Source organism: Vogesella urethralis (assembly GCF_007644045.2).
GTDB classification, from domain to species: Bacteria; Pseudomonadota; Gammaproteobacteria; order Burkholderiales; family Chromobacteriaceae; genus Vogesella; species Vogesella urethralis.
Map to the genome: position 1 here is coordinate 74,094 of NZ_VMDW02000066.1, position 15,055 is coordinate 89,148.

The 15,055-nt window shown below is 63.3% G+C and carries 14 protein-coding genes; 8 read left to right on the forward strand and 6 right to left on the reverse strand.

What is annotated here, in order from left to right; all coding sequences use genetic code 11:
- Positions 1-99: 99 nt before the first annotated feature.
- From FLQ03_RS05670 to FLQ03_RS05690, 5 genes are all read right to left on the reverse strand, one after another.
- Positions 100-456, reverse strand: coding sequence for a hypothetical protein (locus FLQ03_RS05670; RefSeq protein ID WP_240802206.1), 357 nt, complete (start codon positions 454-456; stop codon positions 100-102).
- A gap of 334 nt (positions 457-790) precedes the next feature.
- Positions 791-3,085 (reverse strand): type I DNA topoisomerase, encoded by a 2,295-nt coding sequence (gene topA, locus FLQ03_RS05675; protein WP_144372311.1) that lies wholly within the window; start codon positions 3,083-3,085, stop codon positions 791-793.
- A gap of 134 nt (positions 3,086-3,219) precedes the next feature.
- Positions 3,220-3,678: a Smg family protein gene (locus FLQ03_RS05680; protein WP_144372312.1), complete on the reverse strand. Its 459-nt coding sequence runs from the start codon at positions 3,676-3,678 to the stop codon at positions 3,220-3,222.
- A gap of 26 nt (positions 3,679-3,704) precedes the next feature.
- Positions 3,705-4,826, reverse strand: coding sequence for a DNA-processing protein DprA (gene dprA / locus FLQ03_RS05685; protein ID WP_144372313.1), 1,122 nt, complete (start codon positions 4,824-4,826; stop codon positions 3,705-3,707).
- The gene (locus tag FLQ03_RS05690) at positions 4,823-5,836 is read right to left on the reverse strand and encodes a LysM peptidoglycan-binding domain-containing protein (RefSeq protein ID WP_144372314.1); all 1,014 of its coding nucleotides are present in this window, start codon (positions 5,834-5,836) and stop codon (positions 4,823-4,825) included. The genes dprA and FLQ03_RS05690 overlap by 4 nt, the downstream gene beginning before the upstream one ends.
- A 107-nt stretch (positions 5,837-5,943) precedes the next feature.
- Between FLQ03_RS05690 and def the strand changes: the two genes are divergently transcribed.
- The 8 genes from def (at position 5,944) to FLQ03_RS05730 (ending at position 14,464) form a co-directional block, all read left to right on the forward strand.
- On the forward strand, positions 5,944-6,447 hold the full coding sequence (gene def / locus FLQ03_RS05695; protein WP_144372315.1) for a peptide deformylase: 504 nt from the start codon (positions 5,944-5,946) through the stop codon (positions 6,445-6,447).
- Between the two features lie 75 nt (positions 6,448-6,522).
- Entirely contained in the window at positions 6,523-7,443 is a 921-nt protein-coding gene (gene fmt, locus FLQ03_RS05700; RefSeq protein ID WP_144372316.1) for a methionyl-tRNA formyltransferase, read from the forward strand.
- Between the two features lie 54 nt (positions 7,444-7,497).
- The gene (htpX, locus tag FLQ03_RS05705) at positions 7,498-8,358 is read left to right on the forward strand and encodes a zinc metalloprotease HtpX (protein ID WP_144372317.1); all 861 of its coding nucleotides are present in this window, start codon (positions 7,498-7,500) and stop codon (positions 8,356-8,358) included.
- 84 nt (positions 8,359-8,442) lie between these two features.
- On the forward strand, positions 8,443-9,693 hold the full coding sequence (gene rsmB, locus FLQ03_RS05710; RefSeq protein ID WP_144372318.1) for a 16S rRNA (cytosine(967)-C(5))-methyltransferase RsmB: 1,251 nt from the start codon (positions 8,443-8,445) through the stop codon (positions 9,691-9,693).
- Complete coding sequence (locus FLQ03_RS05715; RefSeq protein ID WP_144372319.1) at positions 9,653-10,261, forward strand: DUF4390 domain-containing protein; 609 nt, start codon at positions 9,653-9,655, stop codon at positions 10,259-10,261. Before rsmB ends, FLQ03_RS05715 begins: the two co-directional genes overlap by 41 nt.
- The gene (locus FLQ03_RS05720) at positions 10,261-12,372 is read left to right on the forward strand and encodes a sensor histidine kinase (RefSeq protein ID WP_144372320.1); all 2,112 of its coding nucleotides are present in this window, start codon (positions 10,261-10,263) and stop codon (positions 12,370-12,372) included. Before FLQ03_RS05715 ends, FLQ03_RS05720 begins: the two co-directional genes overlap by 1 nt.
- Positions 12,372-13,640: a sigma-54-dependent transcriptional regulator gene (locus tag FLQ03_RS05725; protein WP_144372321.1), complete on the forward strand. Its 1,269-nt coding sequence runs from the start codon at positions 12,372-12,374 to the stop codon at positions 13,638-13,640. The genes FLQ03_RS05720 and FLQ03_RS05725 overlap by 1 nt, the downstream gene beginning before the upstream one ends.
- 65 nt (positions 13,641-13,705) lie before the next feature.
- The gene (locus FLQ03_RS05730) at positions 13,706-14,464 is read left to right on the forward strand and encodes a HesA/MoeB/ThiF family protein (RefSeq protein ID WP_144372322.1); all 759 of its coding nucleotides are present in this window, start codon (positions 13,706-13,708) and stop codon (positions 14,462-14,464) included.
- Between the two features lie 58 nt (positions 14,465-14,522).
- Here the strand turns inward: FLQ03_RS05730 and FLQ03_RS05735 are convergent, their stop codons facing one another.
- Positions 14,523-15,011, reverse strand: coding sequence for a TlpA disulfide reductase family protein (locus FLQ03_RS05735; RefSeq protein WP_144372323.1), 489 nt, complete (start codon positions 15,009-15,011; stop codon positions 14,523-14,525).
- Between the last annotated feature and the right edge of the window lie 44 nt (positions 15,012-15,055).

Here is a 15,055-nt window from a genome sequence, read left to right on the forward strand (position 1 = left end):
GGGCGCCGGGGTGGCGCTGTGAGAGCCATTATGGGAGGGGGGCGAGGTCTTCTTTAAATGCCTTGGTGCTGGTTTATTTGTTTCGATAGGGGTAAATCGTCACACTTGGCCCTCGCTGCCCGGGGCCTGGCGGCGGTACAGCAGGCCGGGAAACACACGGATCATGCCGCGTTCCTGCGGCACTTCACCTTCCTTGCCGACCAGTTCCCAGGTGGAGTCCCGCGCTTGCAGGATGCGGTATACCGGGGTGCCGGCTTGGTACCACAACAGCTGGCTGCCGTGAAAGTAGTCCAGCGGCAGTAGCGGGCGATCTTCCTGCACAAACATTGCCAGCGTGGCCGGCGCCAGTTCGGCAATCTGCTCGCGGTCGGCCAGCCAGATGGCGGCCATCATCACCAGGAAGGAAACAGACAGTAGCGGCCATGCGCCGCCAATGGCAAAAACGACGGCAAGCACACTGCCGCCCGTGAATAAGAAATGGCTTTTCATGATGGGTGTATCCGCAGGCATGCCCGGATAGGGCGCCTTGATCTGATGTGTGGCGCGACTGACGGGCGCGCTTTAGCCCGGTAGGGCGTCCGTCTGGCAAGCCCGGTAAGGGTTGCCTGGCCTGTTGGCCTGTGGCGGGCGACTGCGGTGTGAATGATAGTGATTTTTTGCCATGATTTCAGAATGAAATCAGGTGTTTAGCTATCTGTCTGGCGTGAAATGCACGCGGGCAGCAAACAAAAACGCCAGCCCGTAGGCTGGCGTTGGTGAACGACGATAGTGACTGTCTTGCTGTTCAGGCTCAGGCCTCGGCCTTGCCTTCCGGCGGCGCAATCTGCTCGGCGTAGCCGCATTCTTTCTGCGGGCACACTTTTTCGGTACCGCGACGCTTGGTGGTCTTCAGCGTCAGGATAGGCCAGTTGCACTTGGGGCAGGGCTCGGCGATCGGCGGGTTCCAGGTAGCGTATTTGCACTTGGGGTAGGTATTGCAGCTGTAGAACAGCTTGCCGTAACGGCTCTTGCGTTCGATCAGGCTGCCGGTCTTGCATTCCGGGCACTGCACGCCGGTATCGCGCGGTTTTTCCAGCGGTTCGATGTGCTTGCACTTCGGATAGTTGGCGCAGCCGATGAACTTGCCAAAACGCCCTTTCTTGATGTGCAGCTCGCCGCCGCACTCCGGGCAGGTGCGGTCTTCGATGACGGTCGGTGCTTCCGCTTCGGCGGCGGCTTGCTCGGCGGTTTCGCCTACGTTGCGGGTGTAGTCGCAATCAGGGTAGCCGGTGCAGGCGATGAAGCGGCCGCGTTTGCCGAACTTGATCGACAGCGGTTTGCTGCACTTCGGGCAGGCTTCGTCCAGGCTTTCGGTGGTGACTTCGGCGCGGGAAATGCCTTCTTTTTCGGTGATCTGCTTGGAAAAGCCTTTCCAGAAGCTATCCATCACCGGTACCCACTGCCGGCTGCCGCTGGCAATTTCATCCAGCTGGTTTTCCAGCTTGGCGGTGAAGTTGTAGTCCACGTACTGGGCGAAGTGTTCGGTGAGGAACTTGTTGACGATGTCGCCGGTATCGGTGGGGAAGAAGCGCTTCTTGTCGATGATGACGTATTCGCGGTCCTTCAGCGTGGAGATGATGCTGGCGTAGGTAGACGGCCGGCCGATGCCGAATTCTTCCAGCGCTTTCACCAGGCTGGCTTCGGAGAAGCGTGGCGGCGGCTGGGTAAAGTGCTGTTCGCCGTACAGTTTGTCTACCGGCAGGCTTTCGCCTTCGGTCAGCAGCGGCAGCTTGGCGTTTTCCTCGTCTTCGGCGTCATCGACGTCTTCTTCGTACACCGACAGGAAGCCGGCAAACACCAGTACCTGGCCGCTGGCGCGGAAGACGCCCTGGCCGACGTGGATGTCGATGCTGGTAGTGTCGAACTTGGCCGGCGCCATCTGGCAGGCCAGCGTACGTTTCCAGATCATGTCGTACAGCTTGAACTGGTCGGTGGTCAGGAACGGCTTTACCGACTCCGGCGTGCGCAGGATGGACGTGGGGCGGATTGCCTCGTGCGCTTCCTGGGCATTCTTGGATTTGTTCTTGTAGCTGACGGCGTTCTTCGGCAGGTGCTCGGCGTCAAAGCGTTCGCCGATATAGCCGCGGATTTCTTCTACCGCTTCATTGGCGAGCGCCACCGAGTCGGTACGCATATAGGTGATCAGACCGACGGTACCCTGGCCGATATCGATACCTTCGTACAGCTGCTGCGCGGTCCGCATGGTGCGGTCGGTGGTCATGCCCAGCTTGCGCACGGCTTCCTGTTGCAGCGTCGAGGTAGTGAACGGCGCGGCAGGGCTGCGCGATTTCTTTTTCTTCTCGATGCTGGCGACGCTGGCGTCGTGGCCGGCCAGCAAGCCCAAGATGCGGCTTTGTTCCGCCTCGTTGGGGATGTCGAACTGCTCCAGCTTTTTGCCGGCAAACTGGGTCAGCTTGGCGCTGAACTTGGTGCGGCTCTTGTGGCTGTCCAGGTGGACGGTCCAGTACTCCTGCTCGACGAAGGCCTTGATCTCGTTTTCACGTTCGCAGATCAGGCGCAGCGCCGGGCTTTGTACGCGGCCGGCGGACAGGCCGCGGCGGATCTTCTTCCACAGCAGCGGCGACAGATTGAAGCCCACCAGGTAGTCCAGCGCGCGGCGTGCCTGCTGCGCGTCTACCAGGTCTTGTGCGATGGCACGCGGGTTGGCAATGGCTTCCAGTACCGCGTTTTTGGTGATCTCGTGGAACACCACGCGCTGTGCGGTACGGTCCTTCAACAGCTTTTTCTTGTTGAGGATTTCCACCAGGTGCCAGGAAATGGCTTCGCCTTCGCGGTCCGGGTCAGTTGCCAGGTAGACATGGTCCACCTTGCCCACGGCCTCGACGATGGCGTCCACGTGCTTGCTGTTGCGCGCAATCAGCTGGTACTTCATCGCGAAGTCTTTTTCCGGGTCCACGGCGCCGTTTTTCGGCACCAGGTCGCGGACGTGACCGTAGGAGGCCAGGACTTCGAAGTCTGGGCCCAGATATTTTTTCAGCGTTTTCGCCTTGGACGGCGATTCGACGATCAGGAGACTGGAGGGCATGTCTGCTTTGTTTTCGGTAGCACGCCACGTGGCGCGACATATTGTGTATTCATCAAACAAAACAAGAGCGCAAGGTTTTGCGCTCTTGTCGAGTCAACACGCTGCGGCCAACCTTGATGGCGCGCAGCGCGGTTTCATTGCATGGTGGGTTCGCCGTGCAGGGCGGACAGCAGGTCTTCGCCCACCAGTACCGGTAGTTCTGCACGCTGCGCCCACAACACCATCAGGGCGGCCAGCTTGGCGGTAGGCAGCGTGATCTCGTCGTCCGGCATGGCCAGCAGGCGGTCGATCAGCATCTCTCGCTGCGCCGGCGACAGCGCGCCGTTGGATTCCAGGAACACAATCAGACCGCGCACGTCGCAGGGCAAGCGTGACACTTCGTAATCATGGAATACGCGCAGGCCGCTGCCTTCGTTGGCACCCAGATAGGCACCTTCGTTCAGCTCGTTCAGGCCGTCCAGCCAGTCGAGGGCATCGCTGATTTCGTCGTTTTCGAAACCGGCAGCCGCCAACTGGCGACCCAGGTCATCACGCGGGGGGCAATGATCAGGGTCATTGAATTCTTCAAGCAAAAAGGCGAGAACGTCAAACATCTATAGGAATCGTTTTGTTGTAAGGGCTAGGGGGCTGGGGCCCGGCGTTGGTAACGCCCGCCTGGCATGCTGTCGACATGGCCGAGGAGTTCGAGCTCGAGAAGCATCGCGTAAACCTCCCCCGGCGTCAACCCGAGTCGGGCGCCCAGCATGTCGGCGTCTACCGGATCGTAACCGATGGCGTCCATGACAGCCTGCTGCGGGTGAGCAAGGCGGGCGGCGCGGTTGTGGCTTGCATCGCGCGGGGCGTCAACGGTGGTGGCGGGCGGTGGCGGTGCCGCCGGGCGGCCGATTTCGTCCAGTACGTCGTCTACGGTTTCCACCAAACGGGCGCCTTCCTTGATCAGACGGTGGCAGCCCCGAGCTTGCGGGTTAAGGATGGAGCCGGGGATGGCCATCACCTCGCGTCCGGCTTCCAGCGCCTGACGTGCGGTGATCAGCGAGCCGCTTTGCAAGGTGGCTTCTACCACCAGGCAGCCGCGCGACAGGCCGGCGATGATGCGGTTACGGCGTGGAAAGTGCTGCGCCAGCGGGCCCATGCCCAGCGCAAACTCGGACAGGATCAAGCCCTGCTCGGCAATCTGGTGCGCCAGTTGGCGGTTGCTGGCCGGGTAGACGCGGTCGATGCCGGTGCCGATCACGGCGATGGTATGGCCGCCGGCTTGCAGTGCGCCTTCGTGGGCGGCGGCGTCGATACCGCCAGCCAGACCGCTGACGATGGTGTAGCCCTGTGCGGCCAACCTGCGGGCAAAGGTGCGGGCGTGCTCTTCGCCTTGTGGCGTGGCGTTGCGGCTGCCGACGATGGCCAGCATCGGGGTGGCCAGCAGCTCGCGCCGGCCGCGGGCAAACAGCAACGGCGGTGCCGCGCCGGCTTCGGCCAGCTGGCAGGGGTAGTCGTCGTCGTTCAGGGTTAGCAGGCTGCAGCCGGGCAGCTGCGCCCACGCCAGCGCCGCGTCGGCACTTTGCTGCGCCAGTTCGCTACCCAGGGTATCGATTGCCTCGCCGTCGAGGATGCCGGCCAGCTGGCTGCGGTTGGCCGCCAGCGCGGCACCGGCACTGCCAAAGCGCTGGATCAGCTGCAAAAAGCGCTGCGGCCCGATGCCGGGTGACAGCGCCAGCCGCAGCCAGTCGTGTTGTGCCTCGCTCATTCCGGTTTGGCGATGCGGTCGCCCACGATCACCGGCTGCGTGGCGGCGACAACCAAGGCGTAGGCTGCCTTGTTGAACACGCGGTACACAATCAGCTGCCCCACTTGTTCGGTAGGCAGCGGTGCCATCTGTTTGGGCGCCAGCTCGATCATGCGCGGGGCACGGTAGATGCCGAAGACATGGCCGACTTCCACGCCGTCGCGCAGGCCGCGGTTGATCACCACGTTGTAGTTCTGCCCGATTTCGTTGACGCCGTTATAGGCGCTGATGACCTTGCCCTGCAGCGTTTCCGGCGCTTCGTGCGGTACGTACTGCAGCACCGGGCCCTGGTTGCGCTTCATCAGGCGGTCGCCCACCAGCACTTCCTCGGCGGTTTTGGTCACGATCAGCGTGCTGATGCTGTCCAGTTTTTTCACGTTCAACTCGCCACCGTAGGTCAGCTCGTAGCCCAGCACTTCCTTGGTGTCGGGGTCACTGAGGGTACGGCCCAAGCGGTACGATTGCCAGGTGCCGCCGGCATCCAGGCCCTGTGCATAGGCAATGTCGGTGCCAGACAGAATGACGCGCTTGTCCTGGCCGGCCACGATGCGTGGTGCCTTGGTATATTCGGCCGGGTCGTCCAGCAACAGCGGCCGCGCCAGGAACGGCTCGATCATTCTGGCCGGGATGGTGTTGATGGCGGCATCCAGTTGCTCGGTACGCACGCGGGGCGACAGTTTTACCTCGCGGGTGCCTTCACGACGCAACACCGGTTGGCCGTCTACCATGTCCAGCACCAGGGTTTCACCGGGGAAAATCAGGTGCGGATTGCGAATCTCCTCCTGGTTCATGTGCCATAGCTGTGGCCATTTCCACGGCGATTTCAGATATTTGGCGGAGATGTCCCACAGCGTATCGCCCCGCTTCACCACATAGCGTTGCGGCGCGTCCTCGCGCAGGGCCAGCGTATCGGCCACGGCGGGGACAGACAGGCCAAGGGCCAAGAGTAGCGATATAATAGGTTTAAACATCAAAAAGTGACCCCATTTGACCGGCACTTGAGAAAACGGCTAACCGGATGTCGGCAACATTATCATTCTGCCTGTCGCCATCCCACAACTGGAAATCTGTTCGCATCATGGCACTGCTCAATATCCTGCACTACCCCGATCCGCGCCTGCACAAGGTGGCCGCCCCGGTGACCTCGTTCGACGCCGCGCTGCAAAAGCAGGTGGATGATATGTTCGAGACCATGCACGAAGCCAAGGGCATCGGCCTGGCCGCCACCCAGGTGGACTACCACTACCGTCTGATTGTCATCGATGTGTCGGAAGACAAATCGGCACCGCTGGTGGTGATCAACCCCGAGTTCCTGCAGAAGGACGGCGAAACCGTGTACGAAGAAGGATGCCTGTCGGTACCCGGCGTCTACGACAAGGTTACCCGTGCCGAGCGCGTCAAACTGCGTGCGCAGAACACCAAGGGCGAGTTTTACGAGCTGGACGCCGACGGCCTGCTGGCGATCTGCCTGCAGCACGAAGTGGATCACCTCGACGGCAAGGTATTCGTCGAGTACCTGTCCGAAATGAAGCAGAACCGCATCAAGACCAAGCTCAAGAAGCGCGAACGCCAGAACATGTAAGCACGGTAGCCGTCTGGCTGCCCATTCGCTACCCGGGGCACGCAGGTGCCCCTTTTGCATTGCCAGGAACACCCGATGAAACTGATTTTTGCCGGTACGCCGGTTTTCGCTGCCCAGGCGCTGCAAGCGCTGATCGACGCTGGCCATGACATTCCGCTGGTGCTGACCCAGCCGGACCGCCCGGCCGGCCGTGGCATGAAGCTCAAGCCCAGCCCGGTGAAAGAACTGGCGCTGCAACACGGCCTGCGCGTGGAACAGCCGCTGACGCTGAAAACGCCGGAAGCACAAGCGCTGGTGGCCGACGTGGGCGCCGAGGTGATGGTGGTGGCCGCCTACGGCCTGCTGCTGCCCAAGGCGGTGCTGGACATGCCGGCGCGCGGCTGCCTGAACATCCACGCCTCGCTGCTGCCGCGCTGGCGCGGTGCGGCGCCGATCCAGCGCGCCATCCTGGCCGACGATGCCGAAACCGGCATCACCATCATGCAGATGGACGTGGGGCTGGACACCGGCGACATGCTGTCGGTACACCCGCTGCCGATTACGGCTGACGATACGGCGGCCAGCCTGCACGACAAGTTGGCCGCACTGGGCGCCGACGCCATCGTGAGCACGCTGGCGGCACTCGACGCCTGCCCGGCGGTCAAACAGCCGGAAGACGGCGTGACCTACGCCGCCAAGCTCAGCAAGGAAGAGGCCCGCGTCGACTGGCAGCTGCCGGCGGCCGATATCGCCCGCGCCATCCGCGCCTACAACCCGGCACCGGGGGCGCACACCCTGCTGGCCGGCGAGGCGCTGAAGCTGTGGCACGCCCACGCCATCGACGGCCAGGCGCCGGCAGGGCAGGTAGTCCGTGCCGATGCCGACGGCGTGGTGGTGGGTAGCGGCAGCGGGCTTGTTGTATTGACGCAACTACAGGCAGCCGGTGGCAAAAGGTTGGCCGCGCGCGATTTCATCGCCGGCCGTCCGGCGCTGGCCGGTACCGTATTGGGGGCTTGAGCTGGCGCGCCGCCGTCCCCATAGTCTGTGACAGACCCGAGAAAGGAGTACGCCATGGGTGGTTTCAACTGGTTCAAGACCACGCTGCTGATGGCCGCCATCATGGCGCTGTTCGTGGTGATGGGCGGCATGATGGGCGGCAAGACCGGCATGCTGATCGCGCTGCTGCTGGGCGGTGCCATGAATGTGTACGCGTACTGGAATTCCGACCAGATGGTGTTGCGCATGTACAACGCCCAGGAAGTGGACGCCCAAAGCGCCCCCGAGTTGTACGGCATGGTGGCCGAGCTGGCGCAGCGCGCCAACATGCCGATGCCGCGCGTGTACGTCATCCACGAAGAGCAGCCCAATGCCTTTGCCACCGGCCGCAGCCCCGAGCACGCTGCCGTCGCCGCCACCACCGGCATCATGCGCATGCTGGACTACCGCGAGCTGCGCGGGGTGATGGCGCACGAGCTGGCCCACGTGAAGCACCGCGACACGCTGATCTCCACCGTCAGCGCCACCATGGCGGGTGCCATCTCGGCGCTGGCCAACTTCGCCATGTTCTTCGGTGGCCGTGACGAGGAAGGGCGCCCGGTGAACCCGATCGCCGCCATCGCGGTGGCCATCCTGGCGCCGCTGGCGGCCAGCCTGATCCAGATGGCCATCTCGCGGGCGCGCGAATTCGAAGCCGACCGCGGCGGGGCCGAGATCAGCGGCGACCCGCTGGCACTGGCTGCCGCGCTGCAGAAGATCGAGTACTACGCGCAGTACCGCACCATGCCGGCGGCCGAAGCGCACCCGGAAACGGCGCAAATGATGATCATCAACCCGCTATCCGGCGGTGGTGGCATCAGCAGCCTGTTCCGCACCCACCCGCATACCGAAGAGCGCATCGCGCGCTTGCAGGAGATTGCCCGCAGCGGCGTCTGAGACGGTATCATTCAGCCTTAAATCGACTTGCGGCCACCGTCCGTTGCGGACGGTGGCCGGTTTTATTGGAAAGACCCCTACAGCATGCATCGTATTCAGGAATTGGCCGCCGGTTTGATCGCGCGTGTCGAAGAAGGCCGTACCCTTACCGAAGCGTTGGCCGCCGCCCAGCGCAGCACCGAGCTGAGCGCCGGTGAGCGGGGCGCCTTGCAGGACATCGGCTACGGCACCTTGCGTCATTTGGGCCAGCTGCGCTTCATCCTGCGCCAGCTGGTGCCCAAGCGCCTGCCGTCCGACGATATCGAGCGCCTGCTGCTGGTGGCGCTGTACCAGCTGGCGCATACCCGTGCCGCCCCGTACGCGGTGGTCGACCAGGCGGTGCGCTGCGCGCAGGACATCGCGCTGGGCCGCCTGAAAGGCCTGGTCAACGGCACGCTGCGCAACTTCCTGCGCAACAAGGACGCGCTGCTGGCCGATGCCGCCGCCGACAAGGAAGCGCGCTACAACCACCCGCGTTGGTGGGTGCAACGCCTGCGCGCCGCCTACCCGACGCAGTGGGCATCGGTGCTGGACATGTCCAACCGCCGCCCGCCGATGACGCTGCGCGTCAACGTTGGCCGCATGACGGCCGACGCCTACGTGGCCATGCTGGCCGAGCAGGACATCAAGGCCCGTGCGCTGCACGGCCAGGCGGTACTGCTGGACAGCCCGTGCAATGTGCGCGACCTGCCGGGCTTTGCCGACGGCGTGGTATCGGTACAGGATTTCGGCGCCCAGAAAGCGGCGCTGTTGCTGGACCTGGCAGACGGCCAGCGCGTGCTGGACGCTTGCGCCGCACCGGGTGGCAAAACCGGCCATATGCTGGAGCTGGCCAAGGTCGAGCTGACCGCGCTGGATGTGGACGCCGAGCGCCTGCAGCGCGTGCAGGACAACCTGCAGCGCCTGGGCCTGAGCGCCACGCTGAAAGCGGCCGATGCGGCCAACCCGGCGGCCTGGTGGGACGGCCAGCCGTTCGACCGCATCCTGGCCGACGTGCCGTGTTCGGCCAGCGGCGTGGTGCGTCGCCACCCCGATATCAAATGGCTGCGTCGCCCTGACGACTTTGCCGCGCTGGGCAAACAGCAGGCGGCGATGGTGGACGCGCTGTGGCCCACGCTGGCGGTGGGGGGCAAGCTGCTATACGCCACCTGCTCCATCATGCCGGAAGAAAACCGTCAGCAAGTGGACGCCTTCCTGGCACGCCACGCCGATGCCAAACTGGTGAAAGACGAACAACTGCTGCCCACCTCGGAACATGACGGCTTCTACTACGCGCTGCTGGTCAAAAAGGCTTAGCGTTGCGCTGATCCTGCTGCTGGCCTGCCTGCTGTCGCTGCCGACGGCGCAGGCCTCGGAGGATATCGCCGCCCGGCGTGTACACGCCCGGGTGGAGGACGGGGCGCTGACCCTGTCCACCCGCTTTCATACCACCTTGCCCGCGCCGTTACAGGACGCGGTACAGCAAGGGGTGCCCTTGAGCTTCCAGCTCACCTTCGAACTGACCCGGCCGCGTAGCACCGCCTGGTGGCAACAGGTTAAAAACCTGTTCGAGCCGACCGCCAGCCTGGATTTCAAACTGGTGTACTACCGGCTGACCAATCGCTACCGGGTGGTGATCGGCGGCCTGGCCAGCAATTACGGTTCGCTGGCGGAAGCCTTGTCCGCGGTTGGCGCCATTGCCGGCTGGCGCGTGATGGACGTGTCCGACTGGGATGCCGACAAGCAGCAGGCACTGCGTGGCCGGGTACGGTTGGCGCTGGATATCGGCCAGCTGCCACGGCCGTTCCAGCTCAACGCGCTGGGCTCGCGTGACTGGACGCTGGCGTCGGACTGGATCACCGTGGCGCCGGAGGTGGCCAACTGATGCGTTACCCGGTTATCGCCGCGGCCTTCGGTGTCGTGTTGCTGTACTTGCTGGCCATTTCTACCGGCAATACGTCCAAACTGGCTGAGTACTACTGGTGGGTATTCGGCCTCAACGTCCTCGGGCTCGCCGGCCTGGTGGGCGTGGTGGTGCGCCAGCTGCTGCGCCTGCGCCGCCGCGTCAAGAGCCGCGAGTTTGGCGCCAAACTCACCCAGAAGATGGTGTTGATGTTTGCCGTGGTGGCGCTGCTGCCGGGCATGCTGGTGTTCACCGTCTCGGCGCAGTTTCTTACCCGCAGTATCGAAAGCTGGTTCAACGTGCAGGTGGAAACCGCGCTGGACCGCGGCCTGGAGCTGGGCAAGAACGCGCTGGGTTACGTACTGACCGACGTCTCGCGTAAGGCGCGCGTGATCGCCAACGACGTGGCCGACCAGAGCGAGCGCGAACTCAACAGCCGGCTGTCACGGCTGCGTGAGCAGCTGGGTGTGGAGGAGGTAGCGGTCTATACCCGCCAGGGCCAGCTGGTGAGCTTTGCCGGCCCCGACGACACTCGCTACCTGCCGCGCGCGCCAGACTACGAACTGCTGCGCTCGCTGGCCTTGCGCAAGACGCACGAGAGCATCGACAACGACGCCCGTAGCGGGCTGATGCTGAAGGTGCTGCTGCCGTACCGCAGCTTCATCAGCGGCGAGTTGCTGATCCTGCAGGTGATCCAGCCGGCGCCATCCGATATCGCCCGTGATGCCGAGCTGATCGAAGACGCGCGCACCGACTACCGCCAGCTGGTATTGGCGCGCGACGGCCTGAAAACCTTCTACATGCTGACGCTGGCGCTGGTGTTCCTGCTGGCGCTCACCGCAGCACTGGCCTTTGCGCTGTTCATCTCCGAACGCCTGTCGGCACCGCTGTCCGAGTTGGCCGCCGGTACCCGCGCCGTGGCGCAGGGCGACTTTTCCAAGCGCCACCCGGTATACCGCAAGGACGAGCTGGGCATTCTCACTACCATGTTCAACCGCATGACGCAGCAGCTGGAAGAAGCCCGCCACAGTGCCGAGGAAAACCGCCGCCTGCTGGAGTCGGGCAAGCTGTACCTGGAAAGTATCCTGGCCAACCTGTCGGCCGGCGTGATGGCATTCGACAGCAACTGGAACCTGCGTGCTGCCAACACCAGTGCCGGCCGCATCCTGGGCGTGGACTTCGCCGAGCTGGCCGAGCACGAGATCCAGGTCTGGCCAGCGCTGCGGCCGGAGATGTCGCCGTTGGTCGATACCATCCTGCGCGAAGCCGCCAATGCCAGCCCGCACGACTGGCAGCAGCAGGTGGATTACATGGGGCCGCAGGGTAGCCGCCAGCTGGTGGCGCGGGGCGCGGTATTGCCAGAGCAGTCCGCTACCGGCTATGTTGTGGTGTTTGACGACATTACCGAGCTGGCGCGCGCGCAGCGCGACGCGGCCTGGGGTGAGGTAGCCAAGCGTCTGGCACACGAAATCCGCAACCCGCTGACGCCCATCCAGTTGTCCGCCGAAAGGCTGGCCATGAAACTGGGCGACAAGCTGGAAGGGGCGGATGCGGACATGTTGCGCCGCGCTACCGACACCATCGTCAAACAGGTAACGGCCTTGAAGGGCATGGTGGATGCCTTCCGCGATTATGCGCGGGCGCCGCGGACCAAACTGGTGCCGCTGGAGCTGAACGAGCTGATCCGCGAGGTATTGACCCTGTACGAGGGTAACCCTGCCCTGAGAGTGGATTTGAGTCCGGAAGCCTTGCGTTTCATGGGCGACGCGGCCTTACTGCGCCAGGTTTTGCACAATCTGCTGCAGAACGCCCAAGATGCAGTCCTTGACGCTAGCATCCCGATGATTCAAATTAGCAGCCGACTAGAAGGAAGGAACGCGCTCGTCTGTGTACAGGACAACGGCGCCGGGTTCAGTGCAGACATTCTGCCTCGAGCTTTCGAGCCTTACGTAACCAGTAAGGCGAAAGGAACTGGCCTGGGCCTTGCTGTGGTGAAGAAAATAGTGGAGGAACACCACGGCCAGATTCATCTGGCCAATGCAGACAGTGGCGGTGCGCGGATCCATCTCACCCTGCCATTGCTGGAGGCTTAATGCGAAGCAGCGATATTCTGATTGTTGATGACGAGATCGGTATCCGGGAGTTGCTCTCGGAAATCTTGCAGGACGAGGGTTTTACCGTCGCACTGGCCGAGAATGCCGAAGTTGCCCGCCAATTGCGGAACCAGACCCGACCGGCCCTTGTGCTGCTCGATATCTGGATGCCCGATTGCGATGGCGTAACCTTGCTGAAGGAGTGGGCCAAATCCGGCCAGCTCAATATGCCGGTAGTAATGATGTCTGGCCATGCCAGCATCGATACCGCCGTTGAAGCCACCCGTATCGGGGCGTTCGATTTCCTCGAAAAACCGATTGCACTGCAAAAACTGCTGACCACCGTCCAGCGTGCCCTCAAATACGGGGACATGCAGGCCAATACCTCGCTGAACCTGGACAAGCTGGGCAAGAGCCTGCCGGTGCAGGAGCTGAAGCGACAGCTGGAACGCGTGTCCAAGGTGAAGTCGCCGGTGCTGCTAACCGGTGAACCGGGCGTCGGCTTCGAGCTGGTCGCCCGCTTTTTTCATCACGGCAATACGCCGTGGGTAACGCCAGCCAAGCTGGAGCAACTGGCCGATGCGCCGTTGGAGCTGCTGCAGAAGGCCAATAACGGCGTGCTGTTCCTGCCCGAGATCGGCCAGTACAACCGTCGTACGCAGCAGGGCTTGCTGTTCCTGCTGTCCAAGCTCGACCGCTTCAACGTGCGTTTGGTGTGTTCTTGTAGCCGGCCGCTGCAAGAGCTGCTGGTCGACCCGGAGTGCGACAACCGCATGCTGACCGCGCTGTCCAGCGTGATCGTACCGATTCCGCCGCTGCGCGAGCACGCCGAAGACATCACGCTGATTGCCGAGCAGATCCTGCACGAGCTGATCGAGTCCAAGCAGATGCCGACCCGTCGGCTGACCACGGCGGCGCTGAATGCCATGCGCCAGTACGACTGGCCGGGTAACCTGGAGCAACTGCGCAGCATCATCAAGAGCCTGGGCCTGACCGCCGAGTCTGACGATATCGATGCGGCCGAGGTGAACAAGGTGCTGGCGCAGTTCCGCCACGAAAAGCCGGTGGAAGAAACCGGTTTCGATTTCAGCCTGCCGCTGCGCGAACTGCGCGAGCAGCTGGAGCGGCGTTACTTCGAGTACCACATCGTGCTCGAGAACGGCAATATGAGCCGCGTGGCGCAGAAAGTGGGCCTGGAACGCACCCACCTGTACCGCAAGCTGAAGCAGCTGGGCGTCAAGTTCAGCCGCAAGGTGGCAGAAGAGTAAGCCTGCCTGGATCACTGCGCCTAGTGGCGCTAGCCCAACGGCCGCGCAAGCGGCCGTTTTGACTGATGACGCAAGAACTCAACGACAGCGCGCTGTTGCGCTACAGCCGGCACATTCTGCTGCCGGAAATCGATATCGAAGGCCAGCAGCGCTTGCTGGCGTCCCGCGTGCTGGTAGTGGGCGCCGGCGGTCTGGGCGCACCGGCCTTGCTGTATCTGGCCAGTGCCGGTGTCGGCCAGCTGACGCTTGTGGATGACGATACGGTGGAGCTGACCAATCTGCAGCGCCAGGTCATTCACGACATGCAGACGCTGGGGCAGCCCAAAGTGGTGTCGGCGGCGGCCCGCTTGTCAGCGATCAACCCCGACGTGCAATTGCGGCTGCTGAACGAGCGCCTGGCGGGCGACAGCTTGGCCGCCGAGGTGGCGGCGCACGATCTGGTGCTGGACTGCAGCGACAATTTTGCCACCCGCCACGCTATCAATCGCGCTTGCGTCGCAGCCCGGGTGCCGCTGGTATCGGGTGCGGCAGTGCGTTTTAGCGGCCAACTGGCGGTGTACGATGTGCGGGATGGGGCGTCGCCGTGCTATCACTGCCTGTTTCCAGAGGAGGGCGAGGCCAGCGACGGGCCGTGTGCCACTTTTGGCGTGCTGGCGCCGCTGGTGGGGGTGATCGGCAGCCTGCAGGCGGTAGAGGCGGTCAAGCTGCTGGCAGGGCGCCGCCCGGCGCTGGGGCAGCTGACGCTGTACGAGGCGCTAGACGGCAGCTTCCGCCAGCTTAGGGTGCCGCGTGACCCGGATTGCCCGGTATGCGGCCAACGTTAGGCTGCACCCATAAAAAACCGCTTCCCTTGGGAGGCGGTTTTTTCATTATAGCGACGGATCAGGCTTTCAGTTGCTGCTCGATCAACTGGTGTAGTTCGTTGAAATCCGGTTCGCCCACGTAGCGTTTGACGATATTGCCCTGCTTGTCGATTAGGATGCTGGTGGGGGTCAGCTGGATCTCACCATAGGCCTTGGCAATGCTGCCGTCTTTGTCCAGGGTAACGAAGAACGGTAGCTGCTTGTCGTTGACGTAGGCCTGCACGTAGTTGGGCGGGTCGTAGCTCATCGCCACCGCCACCATTTCGTAGCCCTGCTTGGCGTACTTCTGGTGGGTGGCCACCATCTTGGGCATCTCCGCCATGCAGCCACTGCAGCTGGTGGCCCAGAAATTCACCAGCACCACTTTGCCTTTCAGGCTGTCGGTGCTGGCTTGCTGGCCGCTAAGGCTGGTGTAGCTCACCGCTGGTGCGGCGTCGGTGAACGAACAGCCGCTCAGCAGGGTGGCGGCGCCAAGCGCCAGGATGGTCAGGGTGTGTTTCAGCTTCATCGTGCTAAATCCGTTACAGAGGGCCGCGCAGGCGGCCCGGCAGG

What these genes read in the sequence shown, in the direction of transcription:
- topA (WP_144372311.1), bottom strand. Translation starts at nt 3,085, where the DNA reads ATGCCCTCCAGTCTCCTGATCGTCGAATCGCCGTCCAAGGCGAAAACG.
- FLQ03_RS05680 (WP_144372312.1), bottom strand. Translation starts at nt 3,678, where the DNA reads ATGTTTGACGTTCTCGCCTTTTTGCTTGAAGAATTCAATGACCCTGAT.
- dprA (WP_144372313.1), bottom strand. Translation starts at nt 4,826, where the DNA reads ATGAGCGAGGCACAACACGACTGGCTGCGGCTGGCGCTGTCACCCGGC.
- FLQ03_RS05690 (WP_144372314.1), bottom strand. Translation starts at nt 5,836, where the DNA reads ATGTTTAAACCTATTATATCGCTACTCTTGGCCCTTGGCCTGTCTGTC.
- def (WP_144372315.1), top strand. Translation starts at nt 5,944, where the DNA reads ATGGCACTGCTCAATATCCTGCACTACCCCGATCCGCGCCTGCACAAG.
- fmt (WP_144372316.1), top strand. Translation starts at nt 6,523, where the DNA reads ATGAAACTGATTTTTGCCGGTACGCCGGTTTTCGCTGCCCAGGCGCTG.
- htpX (WP_144372317.1), top strand. Translation starts at nt 7,498, where the DNA reads ATGGGTGGTTTCAACTGGTTCAAGACCACGCTGCTGATGGCCGCCATC.
- rsmB (WP_144372318.1), top strand. Translation starts at nt 8,443, where the DNA reads ATGCATCGTATTCAGGAATTGGCCGCCGGTTTGATCGCGCGTGTCGAA.
- FLQ03_RS05715 (WP_144372319.1), top strand. Translation starts at nt 9,653, where the DNA reads ATGACGGCTTCTACTACGCGCTGCTGGTCAAAAAGGCTTAGCGTTGCG.
- FLQ03_RS05720 (WP_144372320.1), top strand. Translation starts at nt 10,261, where the DNA reads ATGCGTTACCCGGTTATCGCCGCGGCCTTCGGTGTCGTGTTGCTGTAC.
- FLQ03_RS05725 (WP_144372321.1), top strand. Translation starts at nt 12,372, where the DNA reads ATGCGAAGCAGCGATATTCTGATTGTTGATGACGAGATCGGTATCCGG.
- FLQ03_RS05730 (WP_144372322.1), top strand. Translation starts at nt 13,706, where the DNA reads ATGACGCAAGAACTCAACGACAGCGCGCTGTTGCGCTACAGCCGGCAC.
- FLQ03_RS05735 (WP_144372323.1), bottom strand. Translation starts at nt 15,011, where the DNA reads ATGAAGCTGAAACACACCCTGACCATCCTGGCGCTTGGCGCCGCCACC.